The sequence below is a fragment of the Sphingomonas immobilis genome (genome assembly GCF_030580995.1).
GTDB lineage: Bacteria > Pseudomonadota > Alphaproteobacteria > Sphingomonadales > Sphingomonadaceae > Sphingomonas > Sphingomonas immobilis.
In genome coordinates this window covers 137,809-155,374 of the sequence record NZ_JAUQSZ010000001.1, presented here as the reverse complement: position 1 = coordinate 155,374, position 17,566 = coordinate 137,809, and the positions used below count along the sequence as shown (strand labels likewise).

The window sequence follows — 17,566 nt, the reverse complement described above, 5'->3', positions numbered from 1 at the left end:
GACTAATAGCCGCACACGAACGGCTAGGAATGGGGATGTTTCTAATGGCGATGAAGCCCGTAATCCTGTGCTCGGTTTCCCTGCTGTCGCTGCTCGCGGCGGCACCGGCGATGGCGCAATCGACTCCTCCGCAGACGGCGGAATCCACCGACGACAACGCGCCGGACATTGTCGTCCACGGCGTCCGCGCCTCGATCGTCGGCGCGCTCAACGTCCGCAAGGATTCGACGCAGATCATCGATTCGATCGTCGCGGAAGACGTCGGCAAGCTGCCCGACAACAACGTCATCGAGGCGCTCCAGCGCGTCACCGGCATCCAGGTGACAAACCGCAGCGGCGGCGAAGCGGCGGGCATCTCGATCCGCGGCCTGCCCGACGCGCTCACCACGCTCAACGGCCGCAACATCTTCACCGCGGCGGGCCAGTCCTTCTCGCTGCAGGATATCTCGGCGAACCTCATCAAGCAGGTCGACGTCTACAAGACGCGCTCGGCCGACCAGATCGAAACCGGCCTCGCCGGCCAGGTCGACGTCAAGACGCGCCGCCCATTCGATTTCAAGGGCTTCGCCATCTCCGGCCTCGCGCGCGGCATCTACAACCAGCAGGCGGATACCTTCAATCCGAACGCCGCCCTGCTCGTCAGCGACCGCTGGGAAACCGGGATCGGCGATATCGGCATCCTGGTGAACGGCAGCTACAGCAAGACCAACTACCGCGACATGACGACGACGGCGGGCGCGCTCGTACCGTTCGCGACGCTGAACCCGCCCGCCGGATCGGGCCTCGCCCCGTTCGAGCGCATCTTCCCTGACGGCAAGAGCCCGCCCAACTGGCAGGTCGGCCTCGATCGCGGCCTGCCGACGGCGGCTGGCTCGACGCTCATCAACAATGGCGTCGCCACGCCCTATTATCTTTCGCGCGACGCGGTGTTCAGCTCGGATCTGTACGGCGAGCGCGTGCGCCCCTCGTTCAACGTCGCCCTGCAATGGGCACCCAACAGCAGCAGCGTCTACACCGCCGAAGTGTTCTACTCGGGCTTCCGCGGCAACACCTTCAACAGCCTGCAGTTCAGCTTCGTCGATTTCTGGGCGAACGCGCAGCAGCCGACGCTGTACGACGGCACCAACATCGTGAAGTCGCGCGTCGCCAACAGCGTGTACGGCTTCAACAGCGGCGACTATACGCAGAACAAGACCGACAGCTTCGTCTACGCGCTGAACGGCAAATGGGACGTCGGCACGCACGGCAAGATCGTCGCCGATCTCGCCTACCAGACCAGCACCTACAATACGTCGTTCATCGCGATGCGTACCGACCGTGTGGCGGACACGATCAACGTCGATTTCAACGCCGGCGGCGGCATCCCCTCCTATCACTTCGCCAACGACGCGCTGCTGGCGGACCCGAGCGTGTGGAACGTCGCCCAGCTCTACGACAACGCCCAGCGCGACAAGGGCAGCGCGATCACCGGCACGATCGACGGCGAATATACGTGGGACGACGGCTTCCTGCGCCGCATCAAGGGCGGCTTCCGCTTCGATGACCGCAAGGCCTCGACGGCGGTACGGTCGCAGGATGCCGGCAACCTCGGCGTCAGCCTCGCCTCGCTCGGTGCGGATGCGGCCTTCACCAACAAGGGCTTCTTCGATGGCCGCGCCGATATCCCGACGAGCTGGGTGCTCGCCAACGGCTATTGGGTCTATGCCAATGCCGACAAGGTGCGCACGCTCTACGGCCTCAAGACCTCGGACCAGCTCACGCTCGGCACGGTGTTCGACATCGATGAGATCACGCTGTCGGCCTATGTGCAGGCCGATGCCGAGATCTCGCTGTTCGGCCGCCCGTTGCAGATGGAGGGCGGCGTGCGCTTCGTGACGGTCGACACCAATTCGAAGTTCTTCGATCGCTACAACAATTTCGCGCAGACCAACGCCTCGAACGGCGCGGAGAAGTTCCTGCCGAGCTTCACCGCCCGCTACGCCATCACCGACAAGCTGCGGCTGCGCTTCAACTACGGCGAGACGCTGCGCCGCCCGAACTTCACCGACGTCAACCCGAACTACACGCTGACGGGCGATCTCACCAACGTCGGCTACGGCAGCGGTTCGGCGGGCACCGGCAACCTCAAACCGACGACGTCGCGCAACTTCGACATCGCGGCAGAATGGTATTTCGACCGCGACAGCGCGATCACGGTGACGGGCTTCCGTCGCGAGATCAACGGGCTGGTCGTGCCGGTCACGCGGCTGGAGACCATCCCCAACAACGGCATCGTCGCGGGCGCCACCAACACCTTCGCGATCACGCGCCCGCTCAACGCATCCAACGGCGTGCTGAAGGGCATCGAGGTCGGCGTCACCTACTTCCCGCATTACCTGCCGAGCCTGCTCGACGGCCTCGGCTTCGTGGGCAGCGCGACCTTCCTCGATTCGAGCCAGAACATCCCGCAGTTCGACTCCGCCGGCAATCTCACCGGGCAGTTCCAGTCGGCGTTCTTCGGCGTCTCCAACTTCTCGTACAATGCCACGCTGGCGTACGATAAGGGCCCGGTCGGCGCGCGCGTCTCCTACGTCTGGCGCAAGGAATTTCTCGCCAACAACGAGGCACGGCTGTTCGCCAATCCGATCGGCGTGTGGCGCGCGCCGGAAAGCAGCCTCGACGTACAGTTGACGTACAACGTCACCGATCGGCTCGGCATCACCTTCGATGCGGTCAACCTGCTTCAGTCGACGCAGCAGACCTATTACAAGTTCGACGATGTCGGCGGGCCGGAGCGCTTCAACCTCGGCACCACCCTCCTCGCCCGGACCTTCGCGATCGGCGTGCGCTACGGCTTCCGCTGATGCTGTTTCCTCGTCCGGCCCCGCTGCTCCTCCCCTTGTGAGCGGACCCGGACACCTCTTGCGGGCGCTGCGCACTCTCCTGTTGTGCGCGGCGCCCGTTTTTTTGGCCGCCGCGGCGCCCGCGCCGCCGACGCGCCTCGACGCGCCGAAGATCCTCGCCGAACGCTACGGCAGCGACGCGGCCTGGTACGTCGACAACATCCCGCTGTTCGAAAGCTCGGACCCGCTGCTCGACCGGGTCTATTACTACCGCTGGCAGGTGTTCCGCGCGCACCAGCGCGATCTCGGCGCGAAGGGCTATATCACCACCGAGTTCCTCGACGATGTCGGCTGGCAGCGCGAGCCCTACGCCAGCCTCAACGACGCGACCGGTTTCCACCTCTACGAAGGACGCTGGTTGCGCGACCGGCGCTTCGCCGACGATTACATCAATTTCCTCTATGACGAAGGCGGCAACGACCGGCATTTCAGCGAGGCCATCGCCGACGCCGTCTGGGCACGCTATCTCGTCGATCACGACCGCGCAGGCGCGCTGCGGCACCTCGGCGCGATGCGGCACGTCTACGGCCTGTGGGACGATCATTTCGACGTCGCGAAGGGCCTCTACTGGATCGAGCCGCTGCTCGACGCGACCGAATATACCGTCTCCTCGATCGACGCCTCGGGCGGCAAGGACGGGTTTCGCGGCGGCGATGCGTTTCGCCCGTCGATCAACAGCTACATGGCGGCCAACGCCCGCGCCATCGCCCGGATCGCGGCGCTGGCCGGCGAAGATGCCGTGGCCGCCGATTATGCCGGCCGCGCGGAGCGGCTGAAGGCGCGGATGCTTGCCGATCTGTGGAGCGCTCCGCTCGGCCATTTCGTCGATCGCTACAAGGTCGGCAACGAGCACGTCCGCTCTTGGGAGCCGATCCGCGCGCGCGAACTTGTCGGCTATCTGCCCTGGACCTTCGGGCTGGTCGACGATCCCCGCTACACCGCCGCGTGGAAACATCTGCTCTCGCCGCGGGGTTTCGCGGGGGCGGCCGGGATGCGCACGGTCGAACCCTCCTACCAATATTACATGCGGCAGTATCGCTACGACAAGGATAGCGGCGGGCGCGAGTGCCAGTGGAACGGGCCCGTCTGGCCGTTCCAGACGACGCAGGTGCTGATGGGCATGGCGAACCTGCTCCACGATGCGCCGCAGGGGGCCGTCACCCGCGCGGACTACATGCGCCTGCTGCGCCAATATGCCCGGCTCCACCTGCAGGGCGACCGGCTCGATCTCGAAGAGGATTACGATCCCGAAACCGGCAAGCCGATCGTCGGGCTGGCGCGCAGCCACCATTATTTCCACAGCGGCTTCGACGATCTGGTGATCACCGGGCTGGTGGGCTTGCGGCCTTCGGACGGCGACGACCTCACCGTCGACCCGCTGATCGCCACTGAGGGCAAGGACCGCATCCGCCACTTCGCGCTGCAGGACGTGCCCTATCACGGGCGGCTGGTATCGGTGTTCTATGACGAGGACGGCAGCCGCTACGGCGCCGGCAGGGGCCTGCGGCTCTATGTGGATGGCGTCCTGGCGGGCCAGCGCGAAACGCCCGGCCGCCTGACCGTCACGGTGCAGCCGCGCACCAATCGCGCGATCGAACGCCCGGTGGATCTGGCGGTGAACCTGGTCCGGTCCGATTTTCCCCGCGCCGATGCGTCGAGCGGGAGAGACCCGGAGAAACTCCATGACGCCATCGACGGACGCCTCTGGTCCTTCCCCGAAAGCCCCAATGGCTGGGACTCCACCGCGAAGGGCGCGACCGAATGGTTCTCGCTCGATCTCGGCAAATCCGTATCGCTGCGCAGCGCGGAACTGTCGTTCTTCGCGGGTGGAACGTTCGCACCACCGAGCGCGTACCGGCTGCAATATTGGGCAAAGGAAGGATGGATCGACCTGTCCTCCACCAGCCTGCGCCACACCGTGACGACATCGGCAAGCGCCTGGCAACCGGTCTCGGCACAGCGGCTTCGCGTCGTGTTCACGAAACGGCCGGGCACGCAGATCAGGCTTTCGGAAGTGAAGCTCTTCTGACAGGTCCGGATGCCGGTCGTAAGATACGGATTTCAGGAGATAAAGTGGCTGGTGGAGCTGAGGGGAATCGAACCCCTGACCTCTGCAGTGCGATTGCAGCGCTCTCCCATCTGAGCTACAGCCCCGCGCCAGCCGCGCGTGCGGGAAGACGCCTGTAACCGCGCTTTTTTCCCGATGCAACCACGCCGCCGCGCTTGCCCGCCATTGCCGCGTTTTTTCCGCTGCGACGGGCCGCTCCGAAGGCGCGGCGACCTGCCAGGTGTGACAGCCAAGTCACGGAACAAACGTCTCTTTCATTCCTTCTTTTCGGGCAATGACCGGGCGAGCGCTCGTGCCGCCGGCATTGCATGACCGTCTCAGGAGGACGCCATCATGGGCTATGAACGCTATCCCCAGAACAGCAATCTGGGCGATTACTACAACCGTCAGGAGCCGCAGGATTACGGTCGCGATTACGGATCGGGCCGCGACTATTCCTATTCCAGCGCGCGCGACTATCAGGCCGCGGGCGCGTATGATCGCGACCGCAACCGTCGCGACATCGGCTACGGCAACGACGGGCGCGGCGGCTATGGCAGCGACTATCGCGCCGGCTACGGCAGTGATCGCAGCTTCAATCAGGAGCGCGGCTACGGACAGCAGGGCTATGGTCGCGATTATTACGGCAGCTATGCCAGCGACGGCCACCGTTTCACCGAGACGGGCCGCAACCGCGACGCCGATCGCGACCGTGGCTACGGCCGCCAGCCACAGGGCTATGATTACGACGATCGCGGCTTCTTCAATCGCGCCGGCGACGAGGTCCGCTCATGGTTCGGCGACGAGGATGCCCAGCGCCGCCGCGAACGCGACGCGCGCGAGGACGAGCGCTACTACCGCCAGCAGGATCGCTTCGGCCGCGACGACGATTACCACCAGTGGCGCCGCACGCAGATCGACGCGCTCGACCGCGACTATGACGAATATCGCCGCGAGAACCATTCGAAGTTCTCGAACGAATTTGGCACGTGGCGCACCGAGCGGCAGGGCCAGCGCGGCTCGCTGTCGCGCGTGAAGGAGCATCAGGACGTGGTCGGCTCCGACGGCCAGCATGTCGGCACGGTCGACAAGGTGCGCGGCGACCGCATCATCCTGACCAAGAACGACGCCGAGGCCGGCGGCCGCCATCACTCGATCCCGTCGCGCTGGATCGAGACGGTCGACGACAATCAGGTCAAGATCCGCAAGACCGCGGATGAGGCCCATGCGCACTGGCGCGACGAGGAACGCAACCAGGCGTTCTTCGGCGAAGATCAGGCACGCGGTGCGGGCAATGCCGACAGCAACGGCCCGCACGTGCTGAACCGCAGCTTCTCGGGAACCTACTGAACACAAAGGTTCTCCCCAAAGTTCTCCCCAAAGTTCTCCCTCGTGTCCGTGCTTCGGCGCGGGCACGGTCGCCCCACCGGGTGATGGGCGGGCGTTCCCCCGGGAACGCCCGCTCTTTTGTTTGGGCGAAGGCGCGGCGACGCCCGCGCCGGTGCGCAAAGCGCATCGCCCGAACCGGCCGGCGGGTCAGGCAGCGCCTGATTCCGGCCGACGGCTTTGCCGTCGGCGCGCTAACTGCCCCGATTACACGACGCTTTCCAAATCAATTCACTCAACATTCCCAATCCGTTACTTGCGCCAACTGCTATGGCCAGCGTCACCGCAAGCTCTCGACTCCCCATCCCGTAACGAAAAATTGCTGTGCAAGTCCGCAGACAGTGTGCGATCAGTCCGCATCCTCTCTCTGGTCGCGCGCGCATGCAGACTCGCAAGTCAACTGACGTACTGGTCCCCGGACGCGACTGCGGTGCCTGCACCGCCTGCTGCACCGATCTTACCATCATGGAAGGCGGCATCGACAAACCCGCCGGTTTAGCTTGCGAACATTGCATCGTCGGCGGCGGCTGCGCGATCTATGAGACCCGTTTTAGCATCTGCCGGGACTATCACTGTGTCTGGCGCAGTATGCCGGGGCTCGACGACAGTTGGCGGCCCGATCGCAGCGGCGTGCTGATCGTGTGGGGCACGCCGCCCTACGGCTACAAGCACGCGGTCGATCTGCTGCTGATCGGGCCGCCGGAGACGCTGGAGAGCGAGCGCTTCATCGGCCTGGCGGCGGCCTTCGTCGAACGCGGCATCCTCGCCGTACTGGCGCTCCCGCGCGGGCCGGGCCTGCTGACGACGAGCGTGCCGATCAACGATCTGCTGCGCCCTGCCATAGAGGCGCGCAACCTGACGCTGGCACAAGACCTGCTGCGTTCGGCCCACGATCAGATGCTCGCGATGCCGGCGGAGGCCGATCCGCGCTACGCTTGAGCAGTAACGTCGCGCGGACTTCTTGCTGTCCTACACGCCACGAACCTGCGAAAGTCGCACCTGCTCTTTCCCATCGTTGGCATTGGTGCATTTTTGGAAACGATCGACCCGGATATTTTCGATTCAGGTGTCAATCTGTCAAGCAAGCTATCACTCTAGCGTCGCATCACCGTCGCCTAGATCGCCCCGCTGAAGGTATCGCACTGGGCGGGATCACCGCTGTCGAGGCCCTTCTGCAACCAGCGCATGCGCTGCGCAGAGGTGCCGTGGGTGAAGCTGTCGGGCACCACGCGGCCCTGCGACTGCTGCTGCAGCGTATCGTCGCCGATCGCGTGCGCGGCGGTCATGCCCTCCTGCACGTCGCCGGGTTCCAGCCGGTCGCGGTTCTGCGCCGCCCAGACGCCGGCATAGCAATCCGCCTGCAGCTCGAGCCGGACGGAGGCGGCATTGCCCTCCACCTGGCTGCCCGAACGCTGGATCTGGTGGACCTTGTCCGACGCGCCGAGCAGATTCTGGATGTGATGGCCGAATTCGTGCGCGATCACGTAATCCTGCGCGAAATCGCCCTTCGCCCCGAAGCGGTTGGCGAGCTCGTCGAAGAAGCTCGTGTCGAGGTAGATGCCCTGGTCGGTCGGGCAGTAGAACGGCCCCATCGCGCTCTGTGCGGCGCCGCAGCCGGAGCGGCCGCTACCGCCGTAGAACACCAGCTTGGGCTTCACGAAACGCTCGCCCGATCGCTGGAACAACGCCGCCCAGGTCCGGTCGGCGGAGCTGAAGGCGTTGCATGCGGACTTGCTGGCCGCATCGACCGTGCAGCTCGATTTGACGTCGGTGCCGCTGCGCTGCGGCTGGCCGATCTGCGTCGGCGCACCGGTCTGCACGCCGCCGCCGCCGAGCCCACCCAGCCCGCCGAACACCGCCATGACGAGCAGCAGCACGACCACGCCGCCGCAGCCGAAACGGCTCATCACCAGCGGCAGCAGCCCGAACAGCAACCCGCCGCCCCCGCCCCCACCGCCGAAACCGAATCCGCCGCCGCCCTGCCCGCGCTGGTCCTCGACATTGATGTTGTCGTCGAAATCGTCGAGGCGCATCGCGTGGGTTCCGGCGTCGTTACGGGTTCCGTCTGAATGCGCGGGCGCACGCGGTGTTGCAAGCCACCGCGATTTTCCGGCGATGACGCCATTTTCATCAAACTGTCGTTGATCGCTGCGCTGCAGCAGCCCATGTCAGGCGCATGGCCGATTCCGCTCCCCGCAATCCCCCCAAGCGCCACGCCAAGGCGCTCCCCCTTCCCGATACCGTCGCGCTGGTCCTGCAGGGCGGCGGCGCGCTCGGCAGTTTTCAGGCCGGGGTTATCGAAGGGCTGGAGGCCGCCGCGATCGAGGTCGATTGGGTCGCGGGCATCTCGATCGGGGCGGCCAATGCCGCCATCGTCGCCGGCAACCCGCCGGAGAAGCGCGTCGCGCAACTGCGCGCCTTCTGGGCCTTGCTGACGAGCGGCCTGCCCAGCTTCCCGATCTATCCCGACGATCGCATCCGCGAATTCCTGCACGAATGGTCGGCCGGCGTGGTTATGGCGGCGGGCGTGCCGGGGTTCTTCCGCCCGCGCCTGCTCTCGCCGCTGTTCGCGATACCGGGCAGTGCCGAGGCGCTCAGCTTCTACGACACCAGCCAGTTCGCCGAGACGCTCGATTCGTTCATCGACTGGGATCTGCTCAATTCCGGCAAGGTCCGCCTCTCGGTCGGCGCGGTCGATATCGAGAGCGGGAATTTCCGCTTCTTCGATACCACGGCGGAACGGATCGATGTGCGTCACATCATGGCCTCCGGTGCGCTGCCGCCGGGGCTGCCGCCGGTCGAGATCGGCGGGAAATTGTGGTGGGACGGCGGCCTCGTCTCGAACACCCCGCTCAGCCATGTCCTCGACAACCAGTTCGCGGAAATGCTGGTGTTCCAGGTCGATCTCTTCTCCTCGGCCGCCGACCGGCCCAAGACGATCATGGACGTCATGGCGCGCGAGAAGGAGATCCGCTTCTCCAGCCGCACCCGCCAGATCTCCGATCAGTTGCTGCGCGTGCGCAAGGACAAGGAACTGGCGCGCAAGGTGCTCGCCAAGCTGCCGCCCGAAGCGCTCGGCGATCCCGACGTCGTCGCGTTCACCGCCCGCGTGCAGGAGGAGGCGGTCAACCTCGTGCAGCTCATCTACCGCGCCAACGCATGGGAAGGCGGCAGCCGCGACTTCGAATTTTCCGCGCGCACCATGAACGAACATTGGCACGCCGGCCTGCAGGCGGTGCGGGAAACGATGGCCAACGCGCAACTCGTCGCCGCCAATATCGAGACCGGCAAGACCGCCGCCTTCGACCTCACCGTCCATCCTTCCAAAGCTTAGAACGGAGACATCCCATGTTCCTGAAGGGCAAGAGCGCCATCATCACCGGCTCCACCTCGGGCATCGGCCTCGCTTATGCCAAGGCCTTCGCGAGCGAGGGGGCCTCGGTCGTCATCAACGGCTTCGGCGATGCCGCCGACATCGAGACGGAGCGTAGCGGCCTGGAGGCGACGAGCGGCGCGAAGGCGCTCTACGATGCCGCCGACATGACCAAGCCCGACGAGATCGCGGCGATGATCAAGCGTTGCCACGACGAGCTCGGCGGCCCGGACATCATCGTCAACAATGCCGGCATCCAGTTCGTCTCGCCGATCGACGAGTTCCCGGCCGAGAAATGGGACGCGATCATCGCGATCAACCTCACCTCCGCCTTCCACATGATGCACCATGCCGTGCCGCTGATGAAGGAGAAGAAATGGGGCCGGATCATCTCGACCGCGTCGGCGCACTCGCTGGTCGCCAGTCCCAACAAGGCGGCCTATGTCGCCGCCAAGCACGGCATCGCGGGCCTGTCCAAGACGGCTGCGCTGGAAACGGCGACCTTCGGCATCACGGTCAACTGCATCTCGCCGGGCTATGTCTGGACCCCGCTGGTCGAGAAGCAGATTCCCGACACGATGAAGGCGCGGAACATGACGCGGGAGCAGGTGATGAACGACGTCCTGCTCGACGCGCAGCCGACCAAGCAGTTCGTGACGGTGGAACAGGTCGCGGCACTGGCGCTATTCCTGTGCCGCGACGAGGCGGCGTCGATCACCGGCGCAAACTATTCGATGGACGGGGGCTGGACCGCCGCCTGAGCGCGCCGCGTCGAAATCGCATCGCCTTGGCAACCCGAATCCCCCGTGGTTAGTTAGACCGCAAAAGGGGTTCGTCAGCTTGAAAACCGTATCGTTCGTTGCTGCCGCCGGGATCGGCCTCGCGCTTGCCGGTTGCGGGCACAAGGCGCCCGCGCCGGAGATCAGCGCGGGGCCGGCGGCGGGCACCAACCTGCCGCGCGTCGCGGACTGGCGGCAGGTTGCGACCGACGACGACCGCGACCGTATCCGCGGCTGGCGCAACAGCTGGACGGCGGCGGTTGCGAAAGCCCGCGCCGGCGGGCGCGGGCCGGCGATCGACGCGCTCGGCCTGCTCGCCGATCCCGACCGTGCGCTCGATGAACCGACGCCCCCGCCCGGCGCCTATCGCTGCCGCACCTACAAGATCGGCGCGAACGGCACCGCAATGGCGGATTTCACCAGCTATCCGGCGACCGAATGCCATATCGAGAACGAGGGCGAGGTCTCCAGCCTCTACAATGTCGGCGGCGCGCAGCGCCCGGTCGGGCTCATCTTCCCCGATACGGTCGCCCGCGCGGTATTCCTCGGCACATTGGTGCTGGGCGACGAAACAAAATCGCTGCAATACGGCAAGGATCCGCGTCGCGACATGGCAGGCTATGTCGAGCGGATCGGTGAGCGGCGCTGGCGGCTCGTGCTGCCCAGTCCGCGCTTCGAATCCTTGCTCGACATCGTCGAGATCACACCGGCGCGCTGATGCGGAAGCGGTCGGTCAGCCAGCAGTCAGGTTAGGCGGAATATTGCGGCACGGGAAAAGGGACTAGGGAAACGGAATGACGACGCGCGGGCTTTCGATCTTGGCCTCGATGCTGCTTGCTGCGGGACTGGCCGGTTGCGCGACAACGCCCCCGGCGGTTCTGCCGCCGCCCGTCGTGGCGACGATCGCGCCGCCCCCGCCAGTGATCCCCTATGGGGGTTATGTCGGAATGGAGATTCCCAAGAAGCGGCCCGACGGCACCTACCCCAATCCGAACCTCAACATGACCGATCAGGCGGCCGTGTGGCATCTGCGCAATGCGCTCAACGTCGCGGCGCTCGGCTGCGACAAGGTCGGCGGTGGCATCGCCGCGCCGTACAACGCCTGGCTCGCCGCGCATGGCCCCGCGCTTGAGGCCTATTACAAACGCTATCTCGCGGAATGGGAGATTACGGGCTGGGGCGACTGGCAGGCCGCGTACGACAACAACCAGACGCGCATCTACAATTTCTACAGCCAGACGACGATGCGCGAGGCCTTCTGCACCGCCGCGCGCGCCGAAGTGAGCAATGTCGCCGTGGTCGCCGATGCGGATCTGCCGGTGTTCGCGCGCGCCGCGCTCGCCCGGCTCGACAAGCCGTTCCTCGATTTCTACCGCGATTACGACGCCTGGCGCGACTATTATCATCCCAAGCCGCCGCCCGTCGTGCCGACCTTGCCGACGACGCCCGCCGCCCCGATCGCGGTGGCGACCCCGAGCCCGGAAGTCGCGATGTCGGGCGCGAAGCCCGAAGCGCCGGAAGACCCTGCCCAGCCGGCGCGCTGAACTACGGCGCGCGCGGCGGGATCGTCGCGGCGTCCTCGCGCTTTTCGGGGCGGATGTAGATCGAGGACAGCATCGGCAGCCGTGTCTTGAGGTCGGTCTCGATCCCTTCGATCACCGTCTCGGCCTCGCCCATTGTCAGCGCGTCGCGGAAATCGGCGCTGATCGCTACGAACACGCTCTGCGGCGCAGTGTGGATGGTGCGGACGTGATTGACGCCGGTGATGTCGGGATGCTTGTCGACGATCGCGCGCACCTCCGCGACGATGGCGGGGTCCGCACCCTCGCCGATCAGCAGACCCTTGGATTCGCGCGCCAGCACCATCGCCACCGCGGCGAGGATGATGCCGATCGCGATCGAGGCGACACCATCGATCCGCGCATCGCCATAGGCATGGCTCGCCCAGACGCCGATGCCGGCGATGACGAGGCCCGCCAGCGCCGCCGAATCCTCGAACAGTACGACGAACCCGGCCGGATCCTTCGATTGCCGGAACGCCTGCCACCAACTCGTGCCGCGATTGTCCGCCGCGAACTCGCGCATCGCCAGGAACCACGATCCGCCCTCCATCGCAAACGCGACGCCCAGGACGATGTAATTGACCAATGGATTGCGCAGTTCCTCGGGGTGGATGATATGCTCCCACCCCTCGTAGACCGACACGCCCGCGCCGACCGCGAAGATCAGGATCGCGACGACGAACGACCAGAAATACAGCTCACGCCCGTAGCCGAAGGGATGATCGTGATCGGGCGGCTTCTTCCCCTGATGCTGGCCGTAGAGCAGCAGCACCTGGTTTAGGCTATCGATCACCGAGTGGAACCCCTCGGTCAGCATCGACGACGAGCCGGTGATCCCCGCCGCGATGAACTTGGCGACCGCGATGCCGAGATTTGCGGCAAGCGCAGCCAGAATGACGAGATTAGATTCGCCCTGTTTGGCAGATGACATGAGGCAGTGTTCCCGGTTGCGCCCTCCGCGATAGCCGATGCGCGGTTGTTGTCCACCGTCACGCGCCTCTGTGAGGCATGCTGATGTCGAAGCCTAGGCGACCTTCGCGCGCGAGCGGGCGTAGGCGAAGTAGACGGCCAGCCCCACGGCGTTCCACGCCAGGAAGGAGACCTGCGTCACGGTCTGCAGGCTGCCGAAGAGATACAGGCAGCCGAGGATCGCTACCGGCACGACCGCCCAGACGAGCGGCGTGCGGAACGGCCGCTTCGCATTCGGATCGCGCCTGCGGGACACGAAGACGCAGGCCGCGACGGCGATGAAGGCGCACAACGTGCCGGCATTGGCGAGGCTCGCGATGACGTCGAGCGGGGTCAGCGCCGCGATCACCGACACGAACACCGCCGTGACGGCCGTGATCCGCGCCGGCGTGCCACGCGCCGAAACCTGCGCCAGCGCCGGCGGCAGGAAGCCGTCGCGCGCCATCACCAGGAAAATGCGACTTTGCCCATAGAGAAAGCCGAGGATCACGGTCGGCAAGGCGATGGCCGCCGCCGCCGCGACGATCGTCGCGATCCCGCCCTGGCCGAGCTGGCGAAGGATCAGCGCCAGCGGCTCCGCGCTCTTGCCGAAGACCGTAAAGGACGTTGCGCCGATCGCCGTTGCCGCGACCACCATATAGATGACGGTGCATGCCGCCATCGATCCGATGATGCCGATCGCCAGATCGCGTTCCGGCCGCTTGGTTTCCTCGGCCGCCGTGGAGATGGCATCGAAGCCGTAGAAGGCGAAGAAGATGATCGCCGCCGCGCCCATCATGCCGTGCTTCACGCCGCACGCGCCGGCGACGCTGCCGTAGCCGAACGGCGCGAACGGTTTCAGGTTCGCCGCATCGAAATGCGGGAGCGCGACGGCGACGAACAGCGCCAGCGTCGCGATCTTGAGCAGAACGAGCATGGTGTTGATCCGCGCGCTTTCCCGCGTGCCGAGCGACAGGAGCGTCGCCACCACCGCGATGATGAGCACGGCCGGCAGGTTGACGCCGAAGCTCGCCGCCTGCGCGGTGCCGTCGCACGCCGTGCCGGCAAGCGTCGGGCCGTGCGTCATCCAGCCGGGCAAATCGATGCCGAGCCCGTGCAGGAAGCCGGTCGCATAGCCCGACCACCCAACGGCGACGGTCGCGACCACCAGCGAATATTCGAGGATCAGGCTCCAACCGACCACCCACGCGATCACCTCGCCCAGCACCGCATAGCTGTAGGTATAGGCGCTGCCCGATGCCGGGATCATCGTCGCCATCTCCGCATAGCAGAGCGCGGCGCACGCGCAGATCGCCCCCGCCACGGCGAAGCTCAGCAGTACCGACGGCCCTGCCCGATCGGCCCCCACGCCGATCAGCGTGAGGATGCCCGTCCCGACGATGGCGCCGACGCCGAGCGCGACGAGGTGCGGCCACGACAGCGTGCGCGCCAGCCGGTGTTCGGGCGGCTGATCCTCGCCGGTGACGATGATCTTCTTGCGGAGGAGGCTCGACATGCGCGCGAGCTTAACGGCGATTGCGCGCCCGGCAAGCGCGCCCTAACGAACCCTGCGATGCCGATACTGGATACGCACGCCGCCGACCTTGCCGATCTCGCCTCGCGCGACCGCCTGCGCGCGCTGACGCCGCGGCGCGGACTGGATTTCTCTTCGAACGACTATCTCGGCCTCGCGACTTCGCCGCGTCTGCGCGACGCCGTGGCCGAGGCGCTGGCGCGGGGCGTTCCGCTCGGATCGGGCGGCTCCCGCCTGCTGCGCGGCAACGATCCCGAGCATGACGTGCTGGAGGCGGAGGCGGCGGCGTTCTTCGGGTGCGAGAGCAGCCTGTGGTTCTCGAGCGGGTTCGCCGCCAATTCGGCCTTGCTGAGCACCTTGCCGCAGCGCGGCGACCTCATCGTCCACGACGAACTCGTCCACGCATCCGCGCACGAGGGCATGCGGATCGGGCGCGCCGAACGGGCCTCGGCGCGGCACAGCGACCCGCAGGCGTTCGACGATGCGATCACGGACTGGCGCGCGCGCGGCGGCACCGGCCGCGTGTGGATCGCCTTCGAGAGCCTCTACAGCATGGATGGCGACCGCGCGCCGATCTCCGAACTGGCGCAGGTCGCTGCGCGGCACGAGGCTTTCCTGTTGATCGACGAGGCGCATGCGACCGGAGTGTTCGGGCCCCAGGGGCGCGGGCTGGCCAGCGAGCTCGACGGCGCGGAGAACGTCATCACGCTGCGAACCTGCGGCAAGGCGATGGGGTGCGAGGGCGCGCTGGTCTGCGCGCCCACCGTCGTCCGCGACTTCATCGTCAATCGCGGGCGCGGCTTCATCTTCTCGACCGCGCCGTCGCCGCTGATGGCGAGCGCGGTGCGTGCCGCCCTGCGCATCCTCGCCGACGAACCCGAGCGGCGCGAACGGCTGCACGCGCTCGCCGCCTATGCCGGGACGGTGCTGTCACCGCACGGCGCGGTCGCGTCGGGGTCGCAGATCCTGCCGCTGATTCTCGGCGACGATGCCACGACGATGCGCGTCGCGGGCGCGGTGCAGGCGGCGGGCTTCGACGTGCGCGGTATTCGCCCACCGACGGTGCCGGCGGGCACGTCGCGGCTGCGCATCTCGATCACGCTCAACATCGGCGAGGCGGAGATCGACGGGCTCGCCGCGGTGATCGGGAAAGCGCTGTGAGCGCGATCGTCGTCACCGGCACAGATACCGACATCGGCAAGACGGTGTTCGCCGCCGGGCTCGCGGGGGCGCTCGGCGCGACATACTGGAAGCCGGTGCAGGCGGGCCTCGACGACGGCTCCGATGCGCAGCGCGTCGCGGTGCTCGGCGTGGAACGGGTGCTGCCCGAGGCTTACCGGCTGACCACGCCCTGTTCCCCGCACCGTGCCGCCGAGATCGACGGCGTCGTCATCGATCCGGCCCGGCTCGCACTGCCCGACGTCGACGGTCCGCTGGTGGTCGAGGGTGCGGGCGGCGTGCTCGTGCCCGTCACGCGCGAATTGCTCTACGCCGATCTGTTCGCGCGCTGGGGCGCGCCGGTCGTGCTGGTGGCGCGAACCGCGCTTGGCACGATCAACCACAGCCTGTTGTCGATCGAGGCGTTGCGCGCGCGCGGCGTGCCGATCCTCGGCGTAGCGTTCATCGGCGACGCGGTCGAGGACAGCGAGGCGACGATCTGCGCGATCGGGCGGGTGAAGCGGCTGGGGCGGTTGCCGAGGCTGGAGCCCCTCGATGCGCGGAGTCTTGGCGAAGCGTTCGCCCGCAATTTCAATTTGGACGATTTCCGATGACCTCCCCCATCTGGCATCCCTTTACGCAGCACGGTCTCGGCGAGCCGATTCCGCGCATCATCCACAACGAGGGTGCGGCGCTGTTCACCGACGACGGGCGGCGGATCATCGATGCGATCTCGTCCTGGTGGGTAACGACGCACGGCCACCGCCACCCGCGCATCATGGCCGCGATCGCCGCGCAGACCGCCAAGCTCGACCAGATCATCTTCGCCGGATATTCGCACGAAGCGGCGGAAGACGTGGCGCGCGGGCTGCTCGAGATCCTGCCGCCGGCGCTGACGCGCGTGTTCTTCTCGGATTCCGGCTCGACCGCGGTCGAGGTCGCGCTGAAGATGGCGCTCGGCTTCTGGGACAATCGGGCTGAGGATCGCAGCCGCATTCTGGTGATGGAGCACAGCTATCACGGCGACACGATCGGCGCGATGTCGGTCGGCGCGCGCGGCGTGTACAACCGCGCCTATTCCCCGCTGCTGTTCGACGTCGGCACGATCCCCTACCCCTCCGACGCGCAGGTCACGCTCGACGCGCTGGAGGCGGCGTGCCGCGAGCATCCGGCCGCGTTCATCGTCGAGCCGCTGGTGCTCGGCGCGGGCGGGATGCTGATCTATCCGGCGAGCGTGCTGGCCGAGATGCGGGCGATCTGCGCGCGATACGACGTGCTGTTCATCGCCGATGAGGTGATGACCGGCTGGGGCCGCACCGGCACGCTGCTGGCCTGCGAGCAGGCGGGCGTCGTGCCCGATATCCTCTGCCTGTCGAAGGGGCTGACCGGGGGCTCCGTGCCGCTCGCGGTGACGCTGGCGAGCGAGCCGATCTACGCGGCGCATCTGTCCGACGACCGGGCGAGGATGTTCTTCCACTCGTCGAGCTACACCGCCAATCCGATCGCCTGCGCGGCCGCTGCCGCCAATCTCGAGATCTGGCGCGAGGAGCCGGTGGCCGCGCGGATCGCCGATCTGTCGGCGCGGCAGGCGGCACGGCTGGCGGCTCTGGATCACCCGCGCGTCGTGGGCAAGCGCCAGCTCGGTACGATCGCCGCGCTCGATATCGCGGTCGAGGACGAAGGGTATCTCTCCGCGCTCGGCCCGCGCCTTTCGGCGAGTTTCCGCGCAGCGAACGTGCTGCTGCGCCCGCTCGGCAACACGATCTACGTCATGCCGCCCTATTGCATCGACGACGCCGATCTCGACGCCGTTTGGGCGGCGATTGCGGCGGCGTGCGACATCGGAAAGTCACACTAAGGTCACACTGCCGAGCCCGTCCCGACCGACCGATTCTCG

General features: G+C 66.7%; 14 protein-coding genes and 1 tRNA gene. 11 read left to right on the top strand and 4 right to left on the bottom strand.

The genetic code is table 11. The annotated features are described in order from the left end of the window. Nucleotides 1-44: 44 nt before the first annotated feature. Nucleotides 45-2,843, top strand: a complete 2,799-nt coding sequence (locus Q5H94_RS00665) for a TonB-dependent receptor (protein ID WP_304559086.1) — start codon at nt 45-47, stop codon at nt 2,841-2,843. A gap of 103 nt (nt 2,844-2,946) precedes the next feature. After that, entirely contained in the window at nt 2,947-4,911 is a 1,965-nt protein-coding gene (locus Q5H94_RS00660; RefSeq protein ID WP_304559083.1) for an MGH1-like glycoside hydrolase domain-containing protein, read from the top strand. Nucleotides 4,912-4,960: 49 nt separating this feature from the next. Here Q5H94_RS00660 and Q5H94_RS00655 read toward each other — a convergent pair. Then, nucleotides 4,961-5,036, bottom strand: a tRNA-Ala gene (locus Q5H94_RS00655). A 247-nt stretch (nt 5,037-5,283) separates the two neighbouring features. Between Q5H94_RS00655 and Q5H94_RS00650 the strand changes: the two genes are divergently transcribed. Beyond that, nucleotides 5,284-6,279, top strand: a complete 996-nt coding sequence (locus Q5H94_RS00650) for a DUF2171 domain-containing protein (protein ID WP_304559081.1) — start codon at nt 5,284-5,286, stop codon at nt 6,277-6,279. 417 nt (nt 6,280-6,696) lie between these two features. Then, nucleotides 6,697-7,254: a hypothetical protein gene (locus tag Q5H94_RS00645; RefSeq protein ID WP_304559079.1), complete on the top strand. Its 558-nt coding sequence runs from the start codon at nt 6,697-6,699 to the stop codon at nt 7,252-7,254. Nucleotides 7,255-7,430: 176 nt separating this feature from the next. Here the strand turns inward: Q5H94_RS00645 and ypfJ are convergent, their stop codons facing one another. Beyond that, on the bottom strand, nt 7,431-8,348 hold the full coding sequence (ypfJ, locus tag Q5H94_RS00640; RefSeq protein ID WP_304559077.1) for a KPN_02809 family neutral zinc metallopeptidase: 918 nt from the start codon (nt 8,346-8,348) through the stop codon (nt 7,431-7,433). A gap of 143 nt (nt 8,349-8,491) precedes the next feature. Between ypfJ and Q5H94_RS00635 the strand changes: the two genes are divergently transcribed. From Q5H94_RS00635 to Q5H94_RS00620, 4 genes are all read left to right on the top strand, one after another. Further along, nucleotides 8,492-9,649 (top strand): patatin-like phospholipase family protein, encoded by a 1,158-nt coding sequence (locus Q5H94_RS00635; protein WP_304559076.1) that lies wholly within the window; start codon nt 8,492-8,494, stop codon nt 9,647-9,649. A gap of 14 nt (nt 9,650-9,663) precedes the next feature. Further along, nucleotides 9,664-10,449: a 3-hydroxybutyrate dehydrogenase gene (locus Q5H94_RS00630; RefSeq protein ID WP_304559074.1), complete on the top strand. Its 786-nt coding sequence runs from the start codon at nt 9,664-9,666 to the stop codon at nt 10,447-10,449. 79 nt (nt 10,450-10,528) lie between these two features. After that, nucleotides 10,529-11,185, top strand: coding sequence for a DUF4893 domain-containing protein (locus Q5H94_RS00625; protein WP_304559072.1), 657 nt, complete (start codon nt 10,529-10,531; stop codon nt 11,183-11,185). 76 nt (nt 11,186-11,261) lie between these two features. Then, nucleotides 11,262-12,011, top strand: coding sequence for a hypothetical protein (locus Q5H94_RS00620; RefSeq protein WP_304559070.1), 750 nt, complete (start codon nt 11,262-11,264; stop codon nt 12,009-12,011). A gap of 1 nt (nt 12,012) precedes the next feature. Here the strand turns inward: Q5H94_RS00620 and Q5H94_RS00615 are convergent, their stop codons facing one another. After that, on the bottom strand, nt 12,013-12,960 hold the full coding sequence (locus tag Q5H94_RS00615; RefSeq protein ID WP_304559068.1) for a cation diffusion facilitator family transporter: 948 nt from the start codon (nt 12,958-12,960) through the stop codon (nt 12,013-12,015). Nucleotides 12,961-13,053: 93 nt separating this feature from the next. Next, nucleotides 13,054-14,493, bottom strand: a complete 1,440-nt coding sequence (locus tag Q5H94_RS00610; RefSeq protein WP_304559066.1) for an amino acid permease — start codon at nt 14,491-14,493, stop codon at nt 13,054-13,056. Nucleotides 14,494-14,550: 57 nt separating this feature from the next. On the opposite strand from Q5H94_RS00610, the gene Q5H94_RS00605 reads away from it, so the two are divergent. Genes Q5H94_RS00605 through Q5H94_RS00595 form a run of 3 tightly spaced genes read left to right on the top strand, consistent with a single transcriptional unit; the run spans nt 14,551 to nt 17,527 of the window. Further along, the gene (locus Q5H94_RS00605; RefSeq protein WP_304559064.1) at nt 14,551-15,672 is read left to right on the top strand and encodes an 8-amino-7-oxononanoate synthase; all 1,122 of its coding nucleotides are present in this window, start codon (nt 14,551-14,553) and stop codon (nt 15,670-15,672) included. Further along, on the top strand, nt 15,669-16,283 hold the full coding sequence (bioD, locus tag Q5H94_RS00600) for a dethiobiotin synthase (RefSeq protein ID WP_304559062.1): 615 nt from the start codon (nt 15,669-15,671) through the stop codon (nt 16,281-16,283). Before Q5H94_RS00605 ends, bioD begins: the two co-directional genes overlap by 4 nt. Further along, the gene (locus Q5H94_RS00595; protein ID WP_304559060.1) at nt 16,280-17,527 is read left to right on the top strand and encodes an adenosylmethionine--8-amino-7-oxononanoate transaminase; all 1,248 of its coding nucleotides are present in this window, start codon (nt 16,280-16,282) and stop codon (nt 17,525-17,527) included. The genes bioD and Q5H94_RS00595 overlap by 4 nt, the downstream gene beginning before the upstream one ends. Nucleotides 17,528-17,566: the final 39 nt, after the last annotated feature.